This window comes from Micromonospora echinofusca (assembly GCF_900091445.1).
GTDB classification, from domain to species: domain Bacteria; phylum Actinomycetota; class Actinomycetes; order Mycobacteriales; family Micromonosporaceae; genus Micromonospora; species Micromonospora echinofusca.
Genome location: NZ_LT607733.1, coordinates 2,422,470 through 2,435,168 on the forward strand (window position 1 = coordinate 2,422,470; position 12,699 = coordinate 2,435,168).

The following is a 12,699-nucleotide window of genomic DNA, read 5'->3' on the forward strand; positions in this document are numbered from 1 at the left end:
CGGTCACGCCGGCCGGGGGCACCGCCTCACTCGGTGCGCATGCCGTCCGGGCGGGTCAGCCGCCACAGCGCCGGCAGGCTGAGCCCGGTGACCAGCAGCACCACCGCGGCCCCGAGGCCGGTGGAGATGCCCAGCGCCGGCCAGGCGACGGTGACCGGCATCTGCACCATCCGCAGCAGCACCGCGCCGAGGCCGAGACCGAACACGACCGCCAGGGCGAGCCCGATCACCACCGGCACGGCGCTCTGCCACAGCACCGACCAGCTCAGCGTGGAGCGGCGGGTGCCCACCGCCACCAGCATCGCCAGCAGCCGGCGGCGCTCGCGCAGCTGCTCCAGCACGCCGACGAGCATGCTGGCCGCGATCAGCAGCAGGGTGACCACCGCGCCGATGTACAGGCCGCGCTGGACGTTGACGAACTGGTTGGCCTGCCGGTTCTCGGTCAGCGTGAGCACCGAGGCGTACGGGTCGGCCCCGAGGGCGGCGTTGCGGACGTGCTCCACCGCGTCCGGCTGGTCGGCGGCGAGGCGCAGGTACGCCTCCGCGCGCAGCGGCCCGAGCCGGGCGGCGTCGACCGCGCCGGGAGTGACCAGCACCCCGCCCTGCCGGTAGCCGGACGGGTCGACGCGCACCGGCGTCTCCCGGGCGGTGGACGGCACCCGCCAGGCCACCTCGTCGGCGACCGTGACCGCGCTGCCCGCACCGAAACCGGCCGGCTCGCCCTCCGCGTCCGGGACCAGGAACACGTCGCCGTCGGCGCACCGGTCGAGCCGGGCGAACTCCGCCAGCGCCGCGCAGTCGCCGATCCGCAGCGTGCCGTACGCTTCGCCGGCCCTGACCGAGGTGGCCAGGGTGGCGTTGCTCGCGGTGACCCCGGACGCTCCGGCCAACCGGTCCAGCCCCGCCGCCGCGTCCGCCCGCGGGGAGAACTGCACCTGCACCTGGGCCCGGGACGTGTCCTGCCCGGTGTCGAAGGTGAACTGCCCGGCGACGCCGGCGAAGAGCATCTGCAACCCGATGGTGCCCGCCACGGCGACGGCGATGCCGTTGACCAGCCGCGCCGAGGCGGCGCTGTCGAGCTGGAGGCGGCGCACCGCGAGCTGCCACGCGACGGGGCCGCCGCGCAGCCGGCGTACGAGCAGATCGGTGAGCCAGGGCAGCAGGGTGACCACGCCGACCAGCAGCAGCACGGCGCCGGCCGCCGTCTGCCGCTCGCTGCCCAGCGGCGCGATGCCGGCGGCGCCGGCCAGCAGCAGCCCGATCCCGGCGGCCGGCAGCAGCAGCCGCCACACCAGCCGGCGGCGCACCGGCGTGGCGCGCCGGGTCACCCCGAGCGGCTCGATCAGCACGGCGCGCATCGACACCAGCGTCACGACGACGGCGAGCGCCGGCACCGCCACCACGACGGCGGCGACCAGCGGCAGCGGCGGGCGCACGTCGGCGGCGTACACGCTCAGGTCCATGAGGGTGACCAGCGGCACCACCTGCCGGCCGAGCGCGAAGAGCAGGCCGCCGGCCGCGACCCCGAGCAGCGCGCCGGTGGCGGCCTCCCCGGCGGCGATCCGGCGGACCATCGCGGCGTCGGCGCCGACGAGCCGCAGCGCGGCCAGTCGCCGGTCGCGCCGCTCGCCGCCGAAGCGCACGGCGGCGGCGAGGAAGACCGCGATGGGCAGCAGCAGGACCACGAAGATGACGACCACCAGCACCATCAGCACCGGGTCGAAGGCCTCGCCGGGCAGTCCGCCGCCGAAGGCGTCCAGCCGGACCGCGTCGTCGGCCGTGAGGGTGCCGCTACCCAGGTAGTAGGCCAGCTCGCGCGGACCCGCCAGCCCCTCGTCGGCGATGACGCCGGTGACCGTGGCCCCGCCGAGGCGGGGGGCGAACAGCGCGCCGTCGGCGGAGTCGAGCAGATCGCGCAGGGCGGGGGAGACCAGCACCTCGCCGGCGCGGGGCAGCGCCGCCACCCCCGGCGGGACCGGTGCGGCCGGTCCCTCGGGCCGCAACATCCGGCCGCGCACCGGCTGTCCCCGGAACTCGGTGTCGGTCTGGCGGATCAGCAGGGTGTTCGCGGCGGCCGGGATCCGCTCGCCCATCCGCAGGTCGTCGCGGGCGTCGCCGCGTGCCTGCCGGGCGTCCAGCGCGCCGGGCACCGCGGCGGCGAGCAGCAGCATCGCCACCCCCACGCCGACGCCGACGGCGGTGAGCACCGCCCGCAGCCAGCCGTCCCGGCCGCCGGTGAAGGCCATCCGGGCGCCCATGACCAGGTCGGCCGCGCGGTCGCGCAGCCGGGTCACGCCGCGACCTCCAGGTCCCGGGTGCGCCCGTCGCGGACCACGACCTCCCGATCGGAGTACGCGGCCACCCGCGCCTCGTGGGTCACCAGCACCACGGCCGCCCCGGTGTCCCGGGCGGCGGCGGTGAGCAGCCGCATGACCCGCTCGCCGTTGAGCGAGTCGAGCGCCCCGGTCGGCTCGTCGGCGAAGACGACCCGTGGCCGGGTGACCAGCGCCCGGGCGACCGCCACCCGCTGCCCCTGCCCGCCGGAGACCTCGCCGGGTCGCTTGCCGGCCACCTCGGCGACCTCCAGGCGCTCCAGCCACTCGGCGGCCCGCCGCTCCGCCTCGCGGCGGCCGACCCGGGCCAGCCGCAGCGGCAACGCGACGTTCTCCAGGCAGGTCAGCTCCGGCACGAGCTGACCGAACTGGAAGACGAAGCCGAACTCCTCCCGGCGCAGCGCGCTGCGTTCGGCGTCGCTGAGGGCGCCGAGGTCGCGGCCGGCGTAGCACACGCGGCCGGAGTCGGGCCGGGTGATGCCGGCGAGGCAGTGCAGCAGGGTGGACTTGCCGGAGCCCGACGAGCCCATGAGGGCCAGCACCTCGCCGGGGTGCACGCGCAGGCTGGCGCCGGCGAGCGCCCGGGTCGGCCCGAACGAGCGGTGCAGGTCCTCGGCGAGCAGCAGCGGGGCGCTCACGACCGCACCGTCGCGGCCAGCTCGTCGAGGCGGGCGGCGGTCAGCTCCAGCCAGCGCAGGTCCGCCTCGAGGTGGAACAGGGCGTGGTCGCAGACCAGTTGCTCGGCGAGGTCGCCGTCGCGCTTGCGGCGGGTCAGCTCGCGCATCATCCGCAGGTGCTCGGAGCGCTGCACGTCGAGCACGTCGGCGGCCGGGCGGCCGGTCAGCAGGGCCAGCACCACCTTGGTGTAGAGGGTGCTCTGCAGGTACGGCTCGGGTTTCTCGGCCCGGGCCAGCCACTGCGCCACGTCGGTGACGCCGGCCTCGGTGATCGCGTACCGCTTGCGCTCCGGGCCCTCGCCCGGTTCGACCGCGTCCACCTCGACCAGGCCGCCGCGCAGCAGCCGGGAGAGGGTGGCGTAGACCTGCCCGTACGCGAGCGGGCGGGCGTGACCGAAGCGCTCGTCGTAGAGGCGTTTGATGTCGTAGCCGTGGCGGGGGGTGGCCTCCAGGAGGCCGAGGAAGGTCTGTCCGATCGACATGGGCGGGACTATACACACCGCGTATACCTCGCGCGTATACCGGTACAGTGCCCGCTCACCATCTCTGCACCGGGAGGTCACCGTGTTCGCCCTGCCCCTGACCGAGGACGCCGAGCTGCGTCCCCTGGAGCCCTGGCGGGCCGGGGAGTTCCTCGCCCACCTCGACCGGGCCCGCACGCACATCGCGCCCTGGGTGTCGCCCTCGTTCGTCGTCGGCGACCTCGACTCCGCCCGGGCCGTGCTCCAGAGCTACGCGGACCGGTGGGCACGCGACGCCGGCGGCATCTGGGGCATCTGGCGGCGGGGTGAGCTGGTCGGCGGGGTCATGTTCGTCGCGTTCGACACCGCCTCGGGCGTCTGCGAGGCCGGCTGCTGGCTGGAGCCCGCGGGGGAGGGGCACGGTCTGGTCACCCGGGCGGTCGGCCGGATCGTCGACTGGGCGGTACGCGAGCGCGGCATCCACCGGGTCGAGTGGCGCACCAAGGCGGACAACGCCCGCAGCATCGCCACCGCCCGGCGGCTGGGCATGCGCCTCGACGGGACGCTGCGCGAGGTCTACCCGGGGCCGGCCGGGCGCATCGACATCGAGGTGTGGTCGGTGCTGGCCCCCGAGTGGCGCGGCGTCCGGTCGGACGCCGGCGAGCACCGCGCCGCGTGAGCGGGGCACCCGGTCCGGCGCCGCCACGAGCAGCAGCGCGTACGCGCTCGTGCGACCGGACCGGGTGCCCAGGGAGGCGACGTCCGATCAGGACAGCGACCGCAGGAACGGGCCGTGGCTGAGGCGGAACTCCCAGGCGTAGAACCGGTCCCAGTTGATCGACCAGGTCATCAGGCCCCGGAAGGCCGGGTTGGTGCCGCTGCGCGGAACGTACGGGCCGCAGCCCTGCCCCTTCACCAGGCAGGTCACCGCGGCCTGCACCCCGGCGGGGGCGAGGTAGCCGTTGCCGGCGCTGGGGGAGGAGGGCGCGCCGAAGGCCACCTGGTCCTCGCGCAGCGCCGGGAAGAACCGGTCCGGGTTGCCGGCGACGGGGAAGCCGGCGAGCAGCATGTCGGTCATCGCGACGTGGAAGTCGGCGCTGCCCATGGTGTGGTACTGGTTGTCGAGCCCCATGATCGGGCCGGAGTTGTAGTCCTGCACGTGCAGGACGGTGAGGTCGTTACGCAGCGCGTGGATCACGGGCAGGTACGACCCCGCGCGCGGGTCCTGCCCGCCCCACGGGCCCGAGCCGTAGAACTGGTAGCCGAGCTGGACGAAGAACGTCTCCGGCGCCATGGTGAGCACGAAGCCCGCCCCGTACCGCTGCTTGAGGGTGCGGATCGCGGAGATCAGGTTGACGATCACCGGCGTGGTCGGGTTGCGGAAGTCGGTGTCCCCGGCGTCGAGGTAGAGCGAGTGCCCCTCGAAGTCGATGTCGAGCCCGTTGAGGCCGTACCGGTCGATGATGGCCGACACCGACCGGACGAAGGTGTCCCGGGCGGCGGTCGTGGTGAGCTGGACCTGGCCGTTCTGCCCGCCGATGGAGAGCAGCACCTTCTTGCCCTGCGCCTGCTTGGCGCGGATCGCCGCGACGAACTCGGCCTCGGTCTCGACGCCCGGGCACTCGCTGGGCGGGCAGAGCTGGAAGCGGATGTCGCCGGAGGTGACGGTGGTGGGCTCGCCGAAGGCGAGGTTGACGATGTCCCAGTCGGCGGGCACGTCGGCCATCCGCAGGTAGCCCGAGCCGTTGGCGAAGCTGGCGTGCAGGTAGCCGATCAGCGCGTGCCGGGGCAGCCCGCCGGGCGGGGGAGTGGTGGGCGGTGGGGTGGTCGGTGGCGGCGTCGTGGGCGGTGCGGTCGTCGGCGGTGCCGTGGTGGGTGGGGCGCTGGTCGGCGGCGGGCTGGTGGGCGTACCGCCGGAGCACGGCGCGCCGTTGAGCGTGCAGTCGGTCGGGGTGCCGGCTCCCGTGGCGAGGAAGCCGAACGACACCGAGGCGCCGGGGGCCACGGTGCCGTTCCACGAGCGGTTGGTGAAGGTGTGCCGCTGGCCGGAGCTGCTCACGGTGGCGTCCCAGTAGGAGCCGAGCGTGGTGCCCGTGGGCAGGGTGAAGGCGACCTGCCAGCCGGTGATGGTGCTCGGGCCGCCGTTGGTGACGGTGTAGCGGCCCTCCCATCCGGTGCCCCAGTCGGCGGTCTTGACGAAGGTGGCGGTCGGGCCGGCGGCGCGGGCCGGCGCGGCCAGGGTCAGCGTGGTGGCCGTGACGGTGGCGAGGGCCGCGACGGCGGCCAGCAGCAGGTTTCGGGCAGGGCGACGCATCCGGACCTCCCGGTTACGAGGGCCGTCGGATCGACGGATGCACAATTATTAGGATTGTTAACTGTAGTTGTCCAGATCGGAGTGCGAGACGGCGCTCGCCTTTGCGACTCCGGTCTGGCGGCGACGCGGCGGTCCACGCGCTCGTCGGCCCGCTCCGCGGACGCACCCGGGGCGCGTCCGCCGGGCCGGGTCAGCGCCGACCCTCGCGGCGCTGCAGGGGGCGCTCGTAGCCCTGGAACCGCGCCTTGGCGATGACCGGACGGTCCGGGCTTCGCCGGCCGGGTTCCGGCGCGGCGCCGGCCGGCAGCGTATCCGCCGCGACAGCTCCGCCCCGCGCGATTTTCTCCGGTCCGCCATCCACCCTGGACCGTCGGCGTGCGGAAATGTCGTACCCGGGGGCGACCATCCATCCATGGCTGTCCCCGCTCTCACCCCGCACACCGACCAGCCGCGCTCGGTGCCGCTGCGCGAGGCGCGCACCCGGCTCACCCAACTCGTCGCGCTGGCCGAGCTGACCGACACCGTCACCGTCGTCACCCGTGACGGCGACCCCCGACCCGTCGCCGCGATCGTCCCCGCGGCGGCCGCCCGCAGCGCCGCCCAGGCCCGCGCCGACACCGACCGCCTCGCCGCCGTCACGGCCGGCTGGGCCCGGCGCCTCGACGAGGCGCACCGGCGCAGCAGCCACCGGCACGCCGCCGAGCTGCGCGCGGTCACCGCCGCCCTCGCCGAGGTGTGGGCGGAGCTCGACCGCCGGGTCACGCCGGGCAGCGATCCCGGCCTCGCCCGGCTCCGCGCCGCGCACGCCGACCTCCTGGCCGCCGACCCCGCCGCCTGACCGGACCGGTGCCGTCCGAGCGGCCCGCGCCGTCCGACCGGCCGCGTCGTCGGAGGTGTCTGTGGTGGGGTTCGGCGTTCCGCGTTCCACCCAGGGTCGTGCGGCGGTGCCGACCGCACGGGGTGGCGGTGTCAGCCGGCGGGATAGGCGCGGGTCTCCGCCGCCTTCACGGCGGCCCAGACCGGCTGCCCGGGCGCGAGGCGGAGCTGGGCGGCGGCGGCCGGCGTGACGTCCGCGGCCACCCCGATCGGCCCGTCGAGGCGCACCCGCAGGTTGTCGCCGTGCCGCTGCACGCCCGCCACCGTCGCCGCCCAGGCGTTGCGCGGGCTGCCCTCGGGGCGGGTGGGGTGCAGGGCCACCGCCGAGGGCCGGAAGGCGACGAAGGCCTCCCCGTCGAGCCGGTCGGCGACGGTGAGGACCAACCCGTCGGCGACCCGGACCCGGTGCCCGTCGGCGTGGCCCCGGTGCAGGTTCAGCCCGACGAGCCGGGCCACGTAGTCGGTGCGCGGCCGCGCCGTGACGCTCGCGGCATCCCCCTCCTGCACCACCCGCCCCTCCTCGACGACGACGAGCCGGTCGGCCAGCACCAGCGCGTCCAGCGGATCGTGGGTGACCAGCAGCGTGGCCCCCGGGTGCGCGGCGAGGTGCCGGTGCAGCTCCGCGCGGGTGTCCAGCCGGGTACGCGCGTCGAGCGCGGCGAGGGGCTCGTCCAGCAGCAGCAACGCCGGCTCGACGGCGAGGGCGCGGGCCAGCGCTACCCGCTGCGCCTGCCCGCCGGAGAGCTGCCGGGGCCGGCGGTCGGCGTGCTCGGCCAGGCCGACCCGCGTCAGCCAGTCGTGGGCCGTCCGGCGGGCGGCGCGCCGGTCCGCACCGTGGCGCCGGGGCCCGAAGGCCACGTTCTCCAGCGCGCTGAGGTGCGGGAAGAGCAGGTAGTCCTGGAAGACCACGCCGATCGGGCGGCGCTCGGTCGGCGTCCAGACGCGCCCCCGCGGCCGGTCCAGGTCGACGCCGCCGAGGGTGAGGTGCCCGGCGGTCAGCGGCAGCAGGCCGGCGAGCGCCCGCAGCGCGGTCGTCTTGCCCGCCCCGTTGGGGCCGAGCAGCGCGACCACCTCGCCGGCGGCGACGCGCAGCGGCACGTCGAGGCGGAAGGCGTCCCGCTGCACCACGAGGTGCGCGTCCAGCAGGGGCGTGCTCACGGGCTGGTGATCCAGCGGTCGCGCAGCCCGGCGAGGATGACCACCGAGACGGTGAGCAGGACGAGGCTGAGCACCACGGCGGCCTGCACGTCCGTCTCCAACGCCAGGTAGACGGCCAGCGGCATGGTCTGCGTACGCCCCGGATAGTTGCCGGCGAAGGTGATGGTGGCGCCGAACTCGCCCAGCGCCCGGGCCCAGCACAGCACCGCGCCGGCCGCCAGGCCGGGGGCCACCAGGGGCAGGGTGACGTGCGTGAACGTCGTCCAGCGGCCGGCGCCGAGGGTGGCGGCCGCCTCCTCGTACCGGCCGTCGGTGCCGCGCAGCGCGCCCTCCACGGCGATCACGAGGAACGGCATCGCCACGAACGCCTCCGCCAGCACCACGCCGGCGGTGGTGAACGGCAGGCTGATCCCGAAGGTCGCGTCCAGCCAGCCGCCGAGCAGGCCCCGCCGCCCGAAGACGAGCAGCAGCGCCACCCCGCCGACGACGGGCGGCAGCACGAGCGGCACGGTCACGAGGGCGCGTACCATGCGTCGGCCGGGGAACTCCACGCGGGCCAGCAGCCAGGCCAGCGGCACTCCGAGCAGCAGGCAGAGCAGCGTGGCCAGGGTGGCGGTCAACAGGGACAGCCGCAGCGCGGTGAGCACGCCCGGCGCGGCGAGCCGCTGCGGCAGGTCGGCCCACGGCGTACGGGCCAGCAGCCCGACCAGCGGCAGGACGAGGAAGACCAGGCCCAGCGCGGCCGGCAGCAGCAGCGCCACGGGCACCCCGGCACCCCGCCGCCGGACCCGCCCGCCGTGGGTGCGTGTCACGGCGCCTGGAACCCCACCTCGGCGAGCACCGCGCGACCCCGCTCCGAGCGGACGTACGCGACGAAGGCCCGCGCGCCGTCGGGATTCGGCGCGTCACGCAGCACGACGATCGGGTAGGCGTTGCCGGCACGGGCGGACTCGGGAAACTCGACGGCCGTCACCTCGGCCGCGGCGGCCAGCGCGTCCGTACGGTAGACGAGCGCCGCGTCGACCTCGCCGAGCCGCAGTTTGGCCAACGCGCCCCGTACGTCCTGCTCCAGGGTGACCGGGGTGACGGCGACGGAGGCGGCGTTGAGCGCCGCGCGCGCCGCCGCCCCGCAGGGCACCTGCTCCGCGCAGAGCGCGACCTTCACGCCCGGCCGAGCCAGGTCGGCCAGCCCGGCGACGCCCCGGGGATTGCCCCTCGGCACGGCGACGACGAGCTGGTTGCGGGCGAAGACCGCCGGGTCGCCGTCGGCGTCGCCCGCCCCGGTGACCGTGGCCATGTTGCGCGGCGCCGCCGAGGCGAACACGTCGGCCGGCGCGCCCTGGTCGATCTGCGCGGCCAGCGCCGCGCTGCCGGCGAAGTTGAACACGACGGTGGCGCCGCCGGACGCCTCGAAGTCCCGGCCGAGCCGGATGAACGACTCCGTCAGCGAGGCCGCGGCGAACACGGTCACCGTGCCGGCGGCGCGCGGGCCACCCGCCGATCCGCCGCCGGAGGCGTTCCCGCCGCCGCACCCGGCCGCGCCGGCGAGGACCAGCGCCGCCGCCACCGCCGCCGCCCGCTTCGCCCTCACGATGCCTGCCTCCCCCGGGAGCCGCCGGGCGGCGAGAGTCGTTCCACCACCACGGTGGTCGACTTGATCACGGCGACGGCCAGCGAACCGACGCGCAGGTCCAGCTCGTCGACCGCCTCCCGGCTCATCAGCGACACGACCCGGAACGGACCGGCCTGGATGTCGACCTGCGCCATCACGGTGTCCTTGACGACGTTGACCACGATGCCGCGCAGCCGGTTGCGGGCCGAGGAGGCGTCCGACCGGTCGTCCAGGTCGGCGGCCTGGCCGCGCGCGAACGCGGCGAGGTCGACCCCGTCGATCACCCGGTGGCCCTGCGCGTCGCGCCCGGCGGCGAGCCGCCCGGCGTCGACCCACCGGCGTACGGTGTCGGCGCTGACGCCGAGCAGCTCGGCGGCCTCCCCGATGCGGAACGTCGTCACCGGGCCACCCTACCGAACGGCAGATGCGGGGCGAGATGGCGGTTGAGCCTCGTGGCTGCTGCCGTCATCGGCCATCCGGCCTGGCAGGCGCGTATCTATCGGTCCGGCGACACGACCGCCCCGAGCGCATGCTGTCCCCACGGGACGGGATAGACCACAATGAAGGGCTCGCACCGGGGACGGCGACGGGGAGGGCCGAGTTGGATCGGGACGACGAGACCAGCAGCACCCCACCGGCGCCGGCGGCGCCCGCCCGCGCCTCCCGGTCCCGGCAGCTGCGCCTGGCGGCCCTGCTGCTCCTGCTCGTGGTGGTCGTGGCGGCGACGGTACGGGTCGTCGTGGCCACCGGGCCGCCGACCTGGGACGAGCTGCGCGAGCGGGCGGGGCTGACCAACCGGGACCGGCTGATCATCGGGGTCAAGGACGACCAGCCGGGCGTGGCGCAGAAGCTGGAGAACGGTGCGTTCGAGGGCTTCGACATCGACATCGCGTACATGATCGCCGAGGACCTGGGCTTCGACGCCCCGGAGGTGACGCTGCTGTCGATCGAAAGCGAGGACCGGGCCCGCCGGCAGGCGCGCGACGCCGACGGCAGCTTCGTCACGGTCGACCTGGTGGTCGCCTCCTACAGCATCACCGAGCAGCGTCGGGACCAGGGCGTGACCTTCTCCTTCCCCTACCTGGAGACCGAGCAGTCGGTGCTGACGCTCGCGTCGGATCCCCGACAGGTCGCCAGCCTGCGCGACCTCGAACGGGCGAAGGTCTGCACGCTGGGCACCTCCACCTCCGAACAGCGCCTGCGTGAGGCGGGCGCGAACCCGATCGGCCGCAACCGGATCAGCCAGTGCATCCAGGCGCTCTACGACGGCGAGGTCGACGCGGTCACCACCGACGCCGCCATCCTGGCCGGCTTCGTGGGCCCGCGCCCGCCGGGCGAGCTGCCGCCGGCGACGAAGCTGCTGCGGCCGAAGGAGCTGCGGCACTGGGACATCGGCGCGGAGTCGGCGGAGAAGTGGGGCGTGAACACCGGCCCCGTCCCCGAGATGCGCGACCTGGTCAATCTGTCCCTCCAACAGTCGGCGAAGGGCCCCGACGGCGACCGGTGGAAGGCGGCGTTCGACCGGTACCTGGCCTCGGAGCAGCAGTACAGCAACCCGCAGCAGGTGGCGGTCGGCCGGCAGCCGGAGCCCGAGGAGACGGTGGAGGTGCGGCAGTGGCCGTGGGAGAGATGGGCCCTGCCGTCTCCGGGTCGGCCGAGATCGGGCGTGCCGAGCGCCGCCCGGGCACCAAGCAGGCGCAACAGGCGCAGCAGTGGCTGCTGACGCTGCTGCCCGCGTTTCCGGTGCTGCTGCTGGTGCTGCGGCTCTGGCGGCTCAGCCGGCAGGACATGCCGACGATGCTGCTGCTGGTGCAGTACGTCAGCCCGCTCGGGCTGCTCAGCGCCCTGCTGATCGCGCTGGTGTGGGCGTTCCCGCTCGTCGTGCTGGTGCTGGCCGTCCTCGGCCGGCTGCTCCAGGTCAGCGCGCCTGACCGGTTCGACCCGGAGCGCTCGCTGCTGGCCTACGGCACCGTGCGTACGCCCGGTTGGGTGCTGGTGGCGGCGATCGCGCTGGCGGCGCTGACCTGGCAGCTGCGGTTCCTGCCGTTGCTGCTGATGCTCGCCCTCTGGCTGCTGGCGCTGCGGACCCGGCTGCGCCACCCGGACCGACCCCGCCTGCTCCTCGGCACCACCCTGGTGCTGCCGGTCGTGGCGGCGGCCGCCAGCTACGCCTGGCTGGCGCCCGCGGTGTCGAGGGCGCTCGGCGAGGGCGAGTTGGCCACGGTCCTGCTGCTGGTCGTGCCGCCGCTGGGGGCCGTGGTGCTCACCGGTCCGCTGCCGCGCCCGGTCGCCCCGGCGCTGACCCGTGTCCTCGCCTACGCGGTGGCGGCAGTGGTGCCACTGGTGACGGGCGTGGTCTTCCTGCGGGTGCCGCTGCTGCCCGCCGTCGCCGTCGAGGTCGGCGCGGAGGCAGGGCCGGTGCGGGAGGTGGTACGCGGCGAGGCGGTCACCGTGACCGACCGGATGACGATCGTGCTCGACGGGCGGGGCGAGGTGCGCTTCCTGCCCAACGACCAGGTACGCGGGCAACTGCTCTGCCCCGACCCGGGGCGGATTCCGGTCAGCCGGGTGGACGTCTACGGCTGGCACGTGGAGGAGACGGCGCTGGACTGGATGATCCCCCGGCAGGCGGTGGGCCGGCCGGACCCGCGCTGCCTGGGCCGGCTGCCGGCTGCGGATCCCGCCGGGGCGTCCGCGCCGCCGTCGCCCGGGCCCGCCTCGCCGTCCTCGCCGCCACCGCGCGCCCGCTGACGGCCGGCGGGCGGCACGGGTCGCATGCCCCCGTCCCGCCCGCCGGCCGCGACCGGCGGGGTCAGCAGTTGCGCAACTCGGGGGACTGGTTGAGCAACTGCCCCCGGGCGGAGACGAACCGCCGGTACACGTCCGAGTCGACGGCCGCCGGGCGGAACGCGGCGACCCGGTGGCAGTTCTGGAAGGCGAGCTTGACCTGGAAGTGCCGCTCCAGGCCGGCCCGGATGGCGTCGCTGGCGAGCGCCCGCAGCAACTGGCCGCGCTCGGCCTCGGTGGGCGGCGGGATCACGTTGTCGGCGTGGTCCGCGCCGGTGGCGGCCAGTTCGGCGGCCACCCGGCTGACCGTCTGCCAGGCGTACGGCAGCGACTCGCGGACGCAGGCGACGAACTCGGCGTCGTCGACGGGGCCGCGCTCGGCGGCGTCGAGCAGGGCGGGCGGGACGGTGAGAGACATGATCCTCCTCCGGTTCACCGGTAATGACTACGGTTTTCATTACCGTGGGCGGACTGAGCACAC

13 protein-coding genes are annotated in these 12,699 nt (G+C 75.5%); 4 read left to right on the forward strand and 9 right to left on the reverse strand.

Going from position 1 to position 12,699, the window contains the following annotated elements:
* Positions 1–26: 26 nt before the first annotated feature.
* The 3 genes from GA0070610_RS10740 to GA0070610_RS10750 are packed head-to-tail and all read right to left on the reverse strand — an operon-like array spanning position 27 to position 3,492.
* Entirely contained in the window at positions 27–2,294 is a 2,268-nt protein-coding gene (locus tag GA0070610_RS10740; protein WP_197697823.1) for an ABC transporter permease, read from the reverse strand.
* Positions 2,291–2,971: an ABC transporter ATP-binding protein gene (locus GA0070610_RS10745; RefSeq protein WP_088999886.1), complete on the reverse strand. Its 681-nt coding sequence runs from the start codon at positions 2,969–2,971 to the stop codon at positions 2,291–2,293. The genes GA0070610_RS10740 and GA0070610_RS10745 overlap by 4 nt, the downstream gene beginning before the upstream one ends.
* On the reverse strand, positions 2,968–3,492 hold the full coding sequence (locus tag GA0070610_RS10750; protein WP_088999887.1) for a PadR family transcriptional regulator: 525 nt from the start codon (positions 3,490–3,492) through the stop codon (positions 2,968–2,970). The genes GA0070610_RS10745 and GA0070610_RS10750 overlap by 4 nt, the downstream gene beginning before the upstream one ends.
* Positions 3,493–3,574: 82 nt before the next feature.
* On the opposite strand from GA0070610_RS10750, the gene GA0070610_RS10755 reads away from it, so the two are divergent.
* Positions 3,575–4,150, forward strand: a complete 576-nt coding sequence (locus GA0070610_RS10755) for a GNAT family N-acetyltransferase (protein ID WP_088999888.1) — start codon at positions 3,575–3,577, stop codon at positions 4,148–4,150.
* A gap of 87 nt (positions 4,151–4,237) precedes the next feature.
* On the opposite strand, the gene GA0070610_RS10760 is transcribed toward GA0070610_RS10755, so the two are convergent.
* Positions 4,238–5,764 (reverse strand): cellulose binding domain-containing protein, encoded by a 1,527-nt coding sequence (locus GA0070610_RS10760; RefSeq protein ID WP_089003416.1) that lies wholly within the window; start codon positions 5,762–5,764, stop codon positions 4,238–4,240.
* Positions 5,765–6,197: 433 nt separating this feature from the next.
* Here GA0070610_RS10760 and GA0070610_RS10765 point away from each other — a divergent pair, with 433 nt between their 5' ends.
* Complete coding sequence (locus GA0070610_RS10765) at positions 6,198–6,623, forward strand: hypothetical protein (protein ID WP_088999889.1); 426 nt, start codon at positions 6,198–6,200, stop codon at positions 6,621–6,623.
* A 131-nt stretch (positions 6,624–6,754) separates the two neighbouring features.
* Here the strand turns inward: GA0070610_RS10765 and GA0070610_RS10770 are convergent, their stop codons facing one another.
* Genes GA0070610_RS10770 through GA0070610_RS10785 form a run of 4 tightly spaced genes read right to left on the reverse strand, consistent with a single transcriptional unit; the run spans position 6,755 to position 9,832 of the window.
* On the reverse strand, positions 6,755–7,819 hold the full coding sequence (locus GA0070610_RS10770; protein WP_088999890.1) for an ABC transporter ATP-binding protein: 1,065 nt from the start codon (positions 7,817–7,819) through the stop codon (positions 6,755–6,757).
* Entirely contained in the window at positions 7,816–8,631 is an 816-nt protein-coding gene (locus tag GA0070610_RS10775; protein WP_088999891.1) for an ABC transporter permease, read from the reverse strand. The genes GA0070610_RS10770 and GA0070610_RS10775 overlap by 4 nt, the downstream gene beginning before the upstream one ends.
* Positions 8,628–9,410, reverse strand: coding sequence for a molybdate ABC transporter substrate-binding protein (gene modA / locus GA0070610_RS10780; RefSeq protein WP_088999892.1), 783 nt, complete (start codon positions 9,408–9,410; stop codon positions 8,628–8,630). The genes GA0070610_RS10775 and modA overlap by 4 nt, the downstream gene beginning before the upstream one ends.
* Positions 9,407–9,832 carry a TOBE domain-containing protein gene (locus GA0070610_RS10785; RefSeq protein WP_088999893.1) on the reverse strand — a complete coding sequence of 142 codons (426 nt, stop codon included), beginning with the start codon at positions 9,830–9,832 and terminating at the stop codon, positions 9,407–9,409. The genes modA and GA0070610_RS10785 overlap by 4 nt, the downstream gene beginning before the upstream one ends.
* Positions 9,833–10,032: 200 nt before the next feature.
* On the opposite strand from GA0070610_RS10785, the gene GA0070610_RS10790 reads away from it, so the two are divergent.
* Complete coding sequence (locus tag GA0070610_RS10790) at positions 10,033–11,154, forward strand: transporter substrate-binding domain-containing protein (RefSeq protein WP_231926053.1); 1,122 nt, start codon at positions 10,033–10,035, stop codon at positions 11,152–11,154.
* A complete protein-coding gene (locus GA0070610_RS10795) occupies positions 11,046–12,182 on the forward strand; it encodes a hypothetical protein (protein WP_231926054.1) in 1,137 nt (378 codons plus the stop codon). Before GA0070610_RS10790 ends, GA0070610_RS10795 begins: the two co-directional genes overlap by 109 nt.
* Before the next feature lie 61 nt (positions 12,183–12,243).
* Here the strand turns inward: GA0070610_RS10795 and GA0070610_RS10800 are convergent, their stop codons facing one another.
* Entirely contained in the window at positions 12,244–12,636 is a 393-nt protein-coding gene (locus GA0070610_RS10800) for an SCO5389 family protein (RefSeq protein ID WP_088999895.1), read from the reverse strand.
* Positions 12,637–12,699: the final 63 nt, after the last annotated feature.

Excerpts from the sequence above, each read along its gene's own strand:
- GA0070610_RS10800 (WP_088999895.1), bottom strand. The coding sequence starts at position 12,636 with ATGTCTCTCACCGTCCCGCCCGCCCTGCTCGACGCCGCCGAGCGCGGC.
- GA0070610_RS10750 (WP_088999887.1), bottom strand. The coding sequence starts at position 3,492 with ATGTCGATCGGACAGACCTTCCTCGGCCTCCTGGAGGCCACCCCCCGC.
- GA0070610_RS10765 (WP_088999889.1), top strand. The coding sequence starts at position 6,198 with ATGGCTGTCCCCGCTCTCACCCCGCACACCGACCAGCCGCGCTCGGTG.